Origin of the sequence: Oceanospirillum sediminis (assembly GCF_014164585.1) — a bacterium.
Classification (GTDB): domain Bacteria; phylum Pseudomonadota; class Gammaproteobacteria; order Pseudomonadales; family Halomonadaceae; genus Oceanospirillum; species Oceanospirillum sediminis.
The window spans coordinates 1-423 of the sequence record NZ_JACJFM010000158.1 but is presented as its reverse complement, the minus strand read 5'-3'; the positions used below and the strand labels follow the sequence as shown (position 1 = coordinate 423).

Genomic DNA, 423 nt, shown 5'->3' with positions numbered 1-423 from the left:
TTGCCAACGCCACAGCTTTTTCCATCTGTGGTTTGTTGGCTTCGCTTTCTTCATTATGAATTGGTGCTTTATCTGTCCAAGCATTTTTACAATCTATCCAAGCACCCAGCATCACGTACATTTCAAAACTTGAATCTTTTTGCTTTATCTCACTAATTGCTTTTAATAGATTCTCAGCCTGGGGTAAATGCACTTTATAGGTGCGAATCATTCGAATACCCAAGGCGTGTAATATTTTCATGTCTTCCTTTAGCTCTTCATGGGTTGGTTCTATACTATGATCTGCATGCCTATAACCCCCATAAGACATAGCTAAATAGTTAGGGTTTCCTAAAATATCTTTTGCTGTTAATTCCTTTTTATCAATCACTGGATTATCATTATTTTTTTTAGTCTTTCCGCAAGACCAAATAGCTCCAATTA

At 36.4% G+C, this 423-nt stretch carries 1 protein-coding gene; it reads right to left on the bottom strand.

Going from position 1 to position 423, the window contains the following annotated elements:
* On the bottom strand, window positions 1–423 hold a 423-nt coding region (locus H4O21_RS28225), incomplete at both ends, for a hypothetical protein (RefSeq protein ID WP_220495866.1).